The sequence below is a fragment of the Rummeliibacillus sp. POC4 genome (assembly GCF_003576525.1).
Classification (GTDB): domain Bacteria; phylum Bacillota; class Bacilli; order Bacillales_A; family Planococcaceae; genus Rummeliibacillus.
The window spans coordinates 18,451-28,789 of record NZ_QWUA01000049.1 but is presented as its reverse complement, the minus strand read 5'-3'; the positions used below and the strand labels follow the sequence as shown (position 1 = coordinate 28,789).

Annotated in this window: 10 protein-coding genes; 8 read left to right on the top strand and 2 right to left on the bottom strand. The window is 34.1% G+C overall.

Translation table 11 applies throughout. The features are described from left to right. The first annotated feature begins 57 nt into the window (after nucleotides 1-57). The 5 genes from D1606_RS12770 to D1606_RS12750 all read left to right on the top strand — a co-directional run bounded on the left by D1606_RS12770 (nucleotide 58) and on the right by D1606_RS12750 (nucleotide 5,899). On the top strand, nucleotides 58-267 hold the full coding sequence (locus D1606_RS12770; protein ID WP_119416401.1) for a hypothetical protein: 210 nt from the start codon (nucleotides 58-60) through the stop codon (nucleotides 265-267). 279 nt (nucleotides 268-546) lie between these two features. Continuing rightward, the gene (locus tag D1606_RS12765; RefSeq protein WP_158582376.1) at nucleotides 547-1,485 is read left to right on the top strand and encodes a nuclease-related domain-containing protein; all 939 of its coding nucleotides are present in this window, start codon (nucleotides 547-549) and stop codon (nucleotides 1,483-1,485) included. Between the two features lie 335 nt (nucleotides 1,486-1,820). After that, nucleotides 1,821-3,266: a diguanylate cyclase domain-containing protein gene (locus D1606_RS12760; RefSeq protein ID WP_119416399.1), complete on the top strand. Its 1,446-nt coding sequence runs from the start codon at nucleotides 1,821-1,823 to the stop codon at nucleotides 3,264-3,266. Between the two features lie 530 nt (nucleotides 3,267-3,796). Continuing rightward, nucleotides 3,797-4,456, top strand: coding sequence for a hypothetical protein (locus D1606_RS12755; protein WP_119416398.1), 660 nt, complete (start codon nucleotides 3,797-3,799; stop codon nucleotides 4,454-4,456). Nucleotides 4,457-4,471: 15 nt separating this feature from the next. After that, the gene (locus tag D1606_RS12750; RefSeq protein ID WP_119416397.1) at nucleotides 4,472-5,899 is read left to right on the top strand and encodes an efflux RND transporter periplasmic adaptor subunit; all 1,428 of its coding nucleotides are present in this window, start codon (nucleotides 4,472-4,474) and stop codon (nucleotides 5,897-5,899) included. An 86-nt stretch (nucleotides 5,900-5,985) separates the two neighbouring features. Here D1606_RS12750 and guaD read toward each other — a convergent pair whose 3' ends face one another. Together guaD and D1606_RS12740 are read right to left on the bottom strand one after the other, a co-directional pair. Beyond that, complete coding sequence (guaD, locus tag D1606_RS12745; RefSeq protein ID WP_119416396.1) at nucleotides 5,986-7,350, bottom strand: guanine deaminase; 1,365 nt, start codon at nucleotides 7,348-7,350, stop codon at nucleotides 5,986-5,988. 260 nt (nucleotides 7,351-7,610) lie between these two features. Next, complete coding sequence (locus D1606_RS12740; protein ID WP_119416395.1) at nucleotides 7,611-7,976, bottom strand: hypothetical protein; 366 nt, start codon at nucleotides 7,974-7,976, stop codon at nucleotides 7,611-7,613. Between the two features lie 194 nt (nucleotides 7,977-8,170). Between D1606_RS12740 and D1606_RS12735 the strand changes: the two genes are divergently transcribed. The 3 genes from D1606_RS12735 (at nucleotide 8,171) to hpaB (ending at nucleotide 10,334) form a co-directional block, all read left to right on the top strand. After that, complete coding sequence (locus tag D1606_RS12735; protein ID WP_119416394.1) at nucleotides 8,171-8,419, top strand: hypothetical protein; 249 nt, start codon at nucleotides 8,171-8,173, stop codon at nucleotides 8,417-8,419. A 35-nt stretch (nucleotides 8,420-8,454) separates the two neighbouring features. After that, nucleotides 8,455-8,733 (top strand): hypothetical protein, encoded by a 279-nt coding sequence (locus D1606_RS12730; RefSeq protein WP_119416393.1) that lies wholly within the window; start codon nucleotides 8,455-8,457, stop codon nucleotides 8,731-8,733. Nucleotides 8,734-8,900: 167 nt separating this feature from the next. After that, on the top strand, nucleotides 8,901-10,334 hold the full coding sequence (gene hpaB / locus D1606_RS12725; RefSeq protein ID WP_119416392.1) for a 4-hydroxyphenylacetate 3-monooxygenase, oxygenase component: 1,434 nt from the start codon (nucleotides 8,901-8,903) through the stop codon (nucleotides 10,332-10,334). Nucleotides 10,335-10,339: the final 5 nt, after the last annotated feature.

The window sequence follows — 10,339 nt, the reverse complement described above, 5'->3', positions numbered from 1 at the left end:
AAAAAGGAGTCAGAGGTGAGAAAAAAGGAGTGAGTTGTGCAAAAGGAAGTCTGAGTTGTGCAAAAGAGAGTCCGAGTTGTGCAAAAGGGAGTCCGAGTTGTGCAAAAGGAAGTCCGAGTTGTGCAAAAGAGAGTGAGTTGTGCAAAAGGAAGTCTGAGTTGTGCAAAAGAGAGTCCGAGTTGTGCAAAAGGAAGTCTGAGTTGTGCAAAAAGAAGTGAGTTGTGCAAAAGGAAGTCTGAGTTGTGCAAAAAGAAAAGCCAGTTATAATAAAGAAAGCCCAAGTAGTTCCCCAAATCCCCACTAAATGCTCTCCCTTGTCCGCGCCCCAGAAAAATATAATCAGCTAAATCCCTGCCGCGAACAATAAGAGCATCAGTCTCAATAAATGTCACTGAAAATACTAAAATTTATAAAATAATATATTGTAAAATAAAAGAATTTAAGTAAAATATAGTTGAAAATATTCATGCTAGGAGATGATCCAAAATTATCGAGCCGAGAAATAAAACACTGCTTTTTACTGCTTATCAAAGATTGTTGCTAAGAGTGAATCCAGCTTATCCAAAAAGAGCAGAAATAGAGAAGGATCTTGAAAATCTAAAGATAGGCTTTAAAGGTGAATATCGAATTGACCAAGCTATTAAGGAAACTCATTTTACCGATGCTTTTTATGTATTACCAAATGTTGAACTGAAAGTCTCTCCCCACAGACGTATAGAGATAGATACATTAATTTTGACAGAAAGATTTATTTGTATTTTTGAGGTAAAAAATTTAAAGGGCACCCTGAAATTTAACGAAAATCCTTACTCGTTACATCAAACAATTAACGGAAAGACTTATAGCTATCCATGTCCTCAACAGCAGACATTAAGGGCGGCGGATAGTTTACACTATTGGTTAAGGCAGCAATTCAAAATAAATCTTCCTATTCAAATAGCAATTGTTCTGCCAAATCCAAATGTCTTAATCGAAACAGCCCCAACAAAAGTAAAATTGCTGAGTCCTAGAGAAATCCCCCTATTTCTGCAAGGACTAGACACACACTCTAAAATAGTTTCGGGTAATCATTTAAAACAAATTGTTTCAACTATTAAACGTGAAAATTCCCCATTTAACATTTTTCCTTTAGCAGAAAAATATAATATCCCTATAAATCATCTGAGAACTGGCATTGTTTGTCCTTGCGGTGGAAACGGCATTCGAACTACACAAAGAACATGGATCTGCACCAGATGTAAAGAAACTATCAAGAAGGCAATTGAGAATACGCTTTTCGATTGGTTTTTACTTTATAAATCAAGTATTTCTCATAAAGAATGCAGTAATCTATTACAAATTCAAAACCGTAATACTGTCACTAAAATTTTGAAAAACATGAAACTGGAAGCAACAGGAAGTACTAGATCTAGGCTCTATCACTACGATTATAAGAAAGATTTGGTCAAACAAGAAGCTAGTCTAGTAAATCTTATATATGTATGAAAATCTAGCCTCAAGACAAGAGGTTGGATTTTCTCTTTTTAAAAGGAAAAAATAAAAGGAGCATAAAATTGTATATTTATGCAAATAGTTAATAACTATTCGACTTATTGCAAAATAATAAGATTCAATTATCCTATGAAAAAATACATAATAGTTTGGGAAAGTTGTATCATTTAGTCATTCGATATATAATTAATACTCCCTAAAACCTATCCTATTCGTCAAAATATTACTAATTTAAGGAAATAGGTAAAAAGCTATTGTGCTATTACTCAATTTTTATGATAATAATCTGTGAGGCAATAAAGAATGTATCGGAATGGAGATAAAAAAATATGAGTATCCTTCAGCGTGATATTTCAAAATATATAGCAGAGTCTAAAAAACGTTGTAAAAAAAGGAACTTAGATCCTAATGTAATACCAGATCTAGTAACAGTAAGTTTACTAGAATTGGGCCAAAAGATGTATCAGTTTAAAAGTATTTTAAAAGTATCAGATTTTTTTGTGGAGAAATTTTTTAAGACGATTGAAAATATTCCAATACAGCTGGCAGTTACAGATGAAAATGGAACCATCTTAGAACTAAAAGGTGATGCAAATATAAAAGATCAGATGAAGCATATGGGATTTCGCCCTGGTATAAAGTTTGTAGAAGAATATGCTGGGACCAATTCAGTCAGTTTAGCTTTAGAAACAAATCAGCCAGTTGAATTAATCGGGACACAACACTATCATAGTTTTTTAAAAAACACAGCTTGTTATTCAGTTCCTTTTGAATTCGAGAATTTGCACTTAAAAGGAACGTTCTCAATTGTAACTTTAGCAGATTATCAAAGTCCTTTACTATTAACATTACTAGCAACTACAGTTGATTTAATAGAAAGAGAGTTAATGATAAGAGAGCAGAATAAGCAGCTGAATGTATTTAACCAAGTTGTAACGGAGTCTACTCAGAATGGTATTATCAAGGTGGATGATGAGGGTGTGATTGTAGAGTTCAATCAGACTGCCGAAAAATTAACTGGATGGCAAAGGGAAAATGTAATAGGTGAAAAAATATCTAAAGGTAACCCTTTGCATAAGTATTTTGATCAAATTCTTGAAGAAGGAAAAGAAGTATCTGATATTGAAATAGCGATCAAAAATACACGTTTAGATCAACAAATCATGTGCTTATTAAATGGAGTTCCAATTTATGAGAATGTCGGAACTATATCAGGAGTATTTTTTCAATTAAAAGACATTACAGAACGATATCAAGCGACGGCGAGTATCAATTATTTAGCATATCATGATGATTTGACAACATTACCAAATCGTAGATGTTTCTTAGATTTGTTGAAAGAACAACTGGTAAAAGCAGAAGAACATCAAAAAATGTTTGCTGTTTTTCTATTAGATTTAGATAATTTCAAAACAGTTAATGATACTCTGGGACACGGAAAAGGCGATAAACTCCTGTTTAATGTAGCAAAAAGGTTGGTAGAAAACTTACCTGAACAAGCGAAAATTTTCCGCATTGGTGGGGATGAATTTACCATTCTCCTTACTGATATTCAACAGAAAAGTGAAGCTGTAGAAGTTGCGAAGAAAATCGTTCAATTGTTCCAACAATCTTATATTCTGGGAAATCATGAATTGAATATTAGTGTAAGTGTTGGAATATCCATTTATCCTGATGATGGGCAGGAAATAGATTGGTTATATAGTAAAGCTGACATAGCAATGTATGAAGCAAAACATCAAGGTGGAGCTGGATATACAATTTATCATTCTTAGTTGTGAAGAATTTCCAAAGTACGGAAATGAAACTAAAAAGGTTAGAACGCAACTTTCGTAAAAATGCTGTTATTACCGAAAATATTTAAAAGGCAAAAGCGTCATATGGACAGTTTTTGCCTTTTATGCAATACCATCCCTCGTATAAATGAGAACTCCTTTAATTTTGAAGCTCACATTTTGCTCAATATTCTTTGTAATATTATTGTACAGTAAAACAAATTTAATTTCACTGAATATTTATATTATTTATACTTTTTTATTCGGCTTTTAGATGCATATTTATTCTAAAAAGTCCCATGAATTCAACAAAAAATTCCTATCTATATAGTTGACAATTCATTCTATTAGTTACTAAAATAAAGTTGAAGTAAGAGAAGATACATATCATATCGAACAATATAAATTTGATCAGATATTTGAAAGCTCTGTTATGAGAAACCTCTCTACAGAGCTTTCTGTATTTAAATTGAAAAAATTTATAGATTGAGCCAACTATAGCAACAAGAAATTTTAAAGGAGATTTGAACATGACACTTAAAGTAAATCCTATCAAAGGGATTTTAAAACCAAATGAATATTGTGCAGAACTAGAAGATGCTGAACAATATTCACGGTATAGATTAAATATATTTTTCCTATTCTTGATAAGTGTTTTTACGTATATAATAAGCGGTGCTTTTGGAATCGGTACACAATCGATTTCCAGTGAATTATCAAGTATAGGCAATCACGCGTTTGAGGCAAGAAAACAGTTATTTCTAATTGGTAGATTGTTACAAGGAGTTTTGGTTCCTTGTGTATTAATCTTTGGTTCTGCCTTATATTATTTTGCGTTTATCAATGGTAGCTTTCGTAAATTAGTCATTGTTCAACTAAATGTCTTTAGTATCTTTTTAATAGAGAAGATTATTCAATTGCCTTTATTTCTCTTGCTTAATGTAGATGCGACATCTGATATTTTTTCTTTAGGAATTATTGCACAATATATTTCTAATAATGAATTGCTGATTCACTTTTTAGGTGAACTGACATTATTTAGAGTGGCTATGTTAGCGTATTCTTATTACTCTTTATCAAGATTAGTAGAATCACGTAAAAAAGTGGTTATTGCGGCTACAATCCTATTTTTACTATATTGGATTTTCGCAAGCTTTATGTCTTATATAAAAATAGGATTCTTTTTCTAAAGGAGGATGAGAAAGTTGAAAAAATGGGGCAAATTTATAATTGCTGCAGTTGCCATAGTTTTTGTTGGAATCAATCTTTTCCTCTTATTAAAGCAAGATAGTAAAGCGGCAAGAACAGTTAATATTAATAATTGGACAACTGTTGAAAAGGGCAATGTAAAGAAATTAATGCATACAACAGGAGTGACAAAGCCGGAAACTGAAACTCATGTGTATTTTGATCGACAAAAGGGTACTTTGGATAAAATATTAGTAAAAGAGGGAGATGTCATATCGAATGACACACCTTTATATTCATATAATTCTCAGAAACTAGAAGATACAAAAGCAGAGTTAGAAGATGAGGCAGAAAAACTTCAAGGTGAAATTGATAGCATAGACCAAGAAATCACTCAACTGCAACAAATTACACCAAACGATTCTACCAATAAGGCGAGCACAACATCAAAAGACAAGAAAGTTAATGTGGATGTAGAAGTTAATACCTCTTCAATTGTTGAAGGTAACGTTAAACAAAAAGTGGCAGAGGCTGAAGCTGAAAAAGGAAAAGTAGAAGCGACATTAAAAGCAACGGAAGCTAAGATTTCTAGAGTGGAAGATCAATTGGCAGATTTAACTGTAAAAAGTACTGTAGAGGGACAAATTGTCAATATTAATGAGGATTTAAAGGATCCAATAATGACAATCGCTTCGAATAATTTAGTTGTGAAGGCAATTGTACAAGCTAAAAAAGTTGGTGAGGTTGCTGAAGGTCAATCTGTTAAATTATATTCTACGTTAACGAAGAAATACTATAACGGTACGGTTTTACAAGTTATCACATATCCAAATAAAGCTAAGAAAGATAAAAAAGAAGATCCTACTTATTCATTTTTAGTTAACATAACAGGTGAAGCTGCAAAGAATGATAAGCAAAAAGATCAAGCAGAAGTTGGTACATCTTCTGAAACGCAAGATTCACAATCTAATGGACAAACAGTAAAAGATGGAACATCAGAAGATCAAAGTCAATCTGACCAGAATGCTACACAAGACGGAGCAGACCAATCTGCCAATACTCAAACTGTAGCACCAACTAAACCATTGCTTATCGGAACGAACATGAAGTTACAAGTAACATTAGCAGAAGCAACGAACACACCAATTCTACATGCTAACTCGATTTTGAAAGACGATAAAAAACATTATGTCTATCAGCTTACAAATAAAGGTCTGGTTCAAAAGCAAGAAGTCACATTAGGTGTAACCTATAAAGGGAAATACCAAGTGGTCAAAGGATTAGAAGTTAGTGATGTAATCGTTACTGCCAAAGATTCTATCAAACTATCATCTACTTCAAACTTTATCACTCCGTTAAAAACAGCCAAAGTTCAAAACAAAGAGTTGAAAAAAATAAAGCAATCCCAACAAGCAAAATATATTTTAATTGGGATGTTTGAATAATAGTAGATGAACTTCAATCTTTACTATTACAATCTTAAAAAGGCCCTAACTATTTCAGAAACATAGAATAGTTAGGGCTTTTTATATTATCGAGAGTGAACGAGTTCTCCTTGTACCCATACTTCTCTAATATTTTCAGGTCTTGTTAAATACATGATTTTTTGAAATACATCTAGTAAATCTTCTTCCTCATTGAAAATGGGAAGTGTTGCAGTATCTATACTTGTATGAATTATTTGTACATCCCAAGCATAGTTTTCTTGTAATCTACCAACTGGTAAACTTAGACTTTCACCGCCGCCAGCAGTAGCAAAAAAGAATGCTTCGTTGATCGTGATGCGTGAATTTGGGACTCCACGCTCTTCAGTAGGAAGATAAGTATTGACTCCATCTTCTAACATTCTAGAGGAAATAACTGCTTGTTTAGCATTGTCATAAATGCTAGGTGAAAAGCCACCAGAGACATCTGTACCTAACCCAATATCGATTCCTTTGCTATGTAAATGGGCAATTGGAGTTACTCCATTAGCGAGATAGGCATTTGAAAGAGGGCAATGACCAATGGCAGTACCTGTTTTGGCGAATAGTTCTGCATCATCATCACTTAAAAAACTACAATGAGCCATGACAGATTTGTCACGCAACAGGCCAAAATCATGTAATGCAAAAGCGTCATTTTTTCCACAGCGTTCCTTTACATAACTATGTTCCCAATCTCCTTCACTACAATGCGATTGTATATGAGTATCATATTTGGAAGCGAGTTCCCCTAAGCCGATTAAAGCTTCATCTGTACAGCTAGGGATAAAACGAGGGGTAACAACTGGATATACGCCTTGTTTCGTAGTTTTGGCTAATTCCTTTACAGCCATGATAAATTCTTCGGTATCTTTTAAAGCTGCTTCTGTACTCTCATCTCGATAGTAATCTGGATTTAAATTTGGATCGTCCATCACTACTTTTCCGACTAAACCTCGTTGGCCTTTCTTGGCACATATTTCAGCTAATAACAGGCTAGATTCTTTATGAACACTAGCAAAATACAATACAGTTGTTGTGCCATTTGCTAATAGGTGGCTTACCAAATCTCGATAGACGGTTTCAGCAAATTGCAAATCGGAAAATTTAGATTCAAGCGGAAATGTATAAGTATTTAACCAATCGTTGAGGGGAATATCTAAAGCAGTGCCTGATTGTGCCCATTGTGGTGCGTGAACATGTAAATCTATAAAACCAGGTAAGAAAAACTGTCCCTTGGATAAACGATGAAAATTATCTTTATTGAGATATGCTTCGATTATTTCTTGATATTCGGGTTCTTCTGGAGATACAGTTCGTTCAATCAAACCCTCTTCATTTATACAGAATAGATAGTTCTGTAAAACTTGTACTTCCTTCGGTGACTTACTTGTAAAAGCGGTACCTTGAAAAACTTGTGCATATTCTTTCATAGATGAACACCCCTTTGTATTCTATTTTTGGAATTATACTATATTTCTAGAATATGCAACAGTAAAAAGTCTGAAAAATTAGATAAAATATCACAATAAAAAGAGAGGAGATATAAAAGTTCTCCTCTCTATAAAGGCTCAATAAAAATCTTACATTAGCTTGAAACCAATATTCAATTATTAATTTTAGGTGAAGCTCTAAAATAATGGATGCCTAATCTTGAGCAGTACCAAATGAATTTAATCCCCATCAAAACAACTTAAATCCCAATCCCACCGCTCGCAGGCAGTATATCTTTTTCTTCATGGTCAACATTTATATTTTTTAAATCGTCTGTTGAAGGATTATCATGATTGAATTGATCAGTTTCAATAATTTTTGGCTCCTCATGATCTGGAGTGAACAATTTTTCTATCTTGTTATCAATCAATTCTATAGATGTTGAAAAAACGAATTTTATATCTTCAAATGCTGAGCTGATATTCGCGGGGGTTGATGAAAATAACTCAACATTTTTCTTATTCCATACATAGAGGTTAGTGGATGGGTTAGCCATTGTATAGTATGAACCGGCGACAAAAGAGATTGCACCAATAATTCCAACAGTAAAAAGCTTCTTAAACATTATTCCACCTCCCTTTCTAATAGATAAAAGCATTATTTCCATAAAGATGAAGAAATATAACTAAGTGTTGGAAGTAAAACTTAGAAATGGTAATAGAAGATATTAGCGCTTTTTAAGGCAGTGATAGATCTATCATCAAACTTTCTCATAAATAACTTCCTTTGTGGAAATATAAAGTAAATGGAGGTGATTTCATGAAAAAGGAAGAACGAAACAAAACAGAATTAGGTGTTGAAGAAGTAATTGGAAAAGGAACATATCCATCCGTCACAAGTAATGCGACGAAATTTGTTGTAGCAGAACTAGGAGGAACCGCCACTTCAGCTTATAGCCATCCAGTAAATTATAACAAGCCACCCATTTTCTCATCTGGTGGACTTAGTCTCCACGAAGCACAAGGGCAAGTTATAGAACCTCATACTGCGGAAGAAGAAAATAGCTAGAAGAATGTTCCCTTATAAAAAATGGAGGTGATTAAATGAGCAACAAAAAATACACAGAAGTTGGAACGGATATAGCCGAAGTGAAAAAACAAAATGCTCAATCAGGACCAACATTTAACGAAATAAAAGAAATAGCAGCAAACAACGAATTCGATCCAACGGCAAATGGGAATATGGTTGACCCGGATACGCCAAAAAAGTATACATGGACTGGAACGGATATTGAGGAAGTAAAAAGATTAAATGCCGAATCCGGTCCTAGTTACAATCAGATTTTTGAAATGCTCGACAGGGAACAATCAAATTTTGAATAGTAGGCTGATTTAATGCACTTTAGCTCAACCTCGCACCTTTCCACAGTGCGGGGTTATTTGTAGATATTAAGGTTACATCCCACTTAGCATATCGTCACCACCTATTTAACCTCTACATATAATAATTTAGGCAATTCAAATGGTTATTGATTACAAGGGGGAAGGTTATGCCCGTAAGAACAGGAGAGCAATACATTGACCGGATTAATGAATTAAATTCAGAAGTATGGTTAGGTGGCAAACGGGTGACAGGGAATATTTCGGAACATCCTGCTTTTAAGGGTGTTATGGAAAGCCAGGCTCGCCTGTACGATTTGCAAAATGAAGAAAAGTTTAAGAGTATGATGACTTATAAATCACCGACTACTGGAAATCCAGTCGGCCTTTCTTTTCTTATGCCTAAAACAAGAGAAGAATTAGCGCAAAAGAGGAAGATGGTGCAGCAGTGGGCAAGAGAGTCGAACGGTATGATGGGGAGAAGTCCGGACTATATGAACACCACTTTAATGACAATGGCTGCGTCGGCTCACCTATTAGAGGGAAAAGAAAATTGTTTTCCAGAAAACATAAAAGCCTATTATGAATACGTGCGTGAAAATGATTTATGTCTTACTCATACTTTTATTGAACCACAAGTAGACAGAAGTTATATCTATTATGAAAATTCAAAAGAACCGATTGCTGCTAAGATCATAGATAGAACGAAGGAAGGCTTAATCGTAAAAGGTGCAAGGCTGTTAGCTACACAGGGTGGAATTACAGACGAAATGTTATTAGTATCACCTGGAAGACCTTACAATGAGGAAAGTGGATTTGCCTTTTCAATTCCAAGTAATACAAAAGGTCTCAAATTTATCTGTAGAGAATCTTTCGTAGGTGGCGATTCAAAATTTAACTATCCGCTAAGTTCTCGCTTTGAGGAAATGGATTCGATTGTTGTTTTTGATAATGTTTTAGTGCCATGGGATCGCGTATTCTTTTATGACAATATTGATGTTGCGCAAAATTACTTAAACAAGTGCGGATTCCAACAATTTTCACTGCACCAAGTACTCTCACGCCAAATTGTAAAAACAGAATTTATGCTAGGGTTAGTGCAATCTATAATTGAAAGTATTAATATATCGAGTTATCAGCATGTACAAGAAAAAGCTACTGAAATTATCATTGCGCTTGAAACACTTAAGGCTCTAGTTCTAAAAGCTGAAGTAGAGGCCGATATAAATGATGCAGGTTTAATGCAACCAAATTCTATTGCACTAAGAATTGCCATCAATGTATTTCCTAAAGTATATCCTCGTTTTGCAGAAATTGTACAACAGCTAGGTGCAAGTGGTCTTATGTCTATCCCAACAGAAGAGGCATTTCAATCACCAATCCGACAAGATATACATCAATATTTGCAATCTGCAGCCGATAACGCAGAGGACCGTGTGAAACTATTCCGCTTAGCATGGGATGCAACGATGAGTGCTTTCGGTACACGTCAAACTTTATATGAACGTTTCTTCTTCGGAGACCCAGTACGAATCTCCATGGCACTTTATGATGAGTATGACAAAGCGCCATACGTAGATATCGTAAAGAAAAAGTTAGAATAAAGATT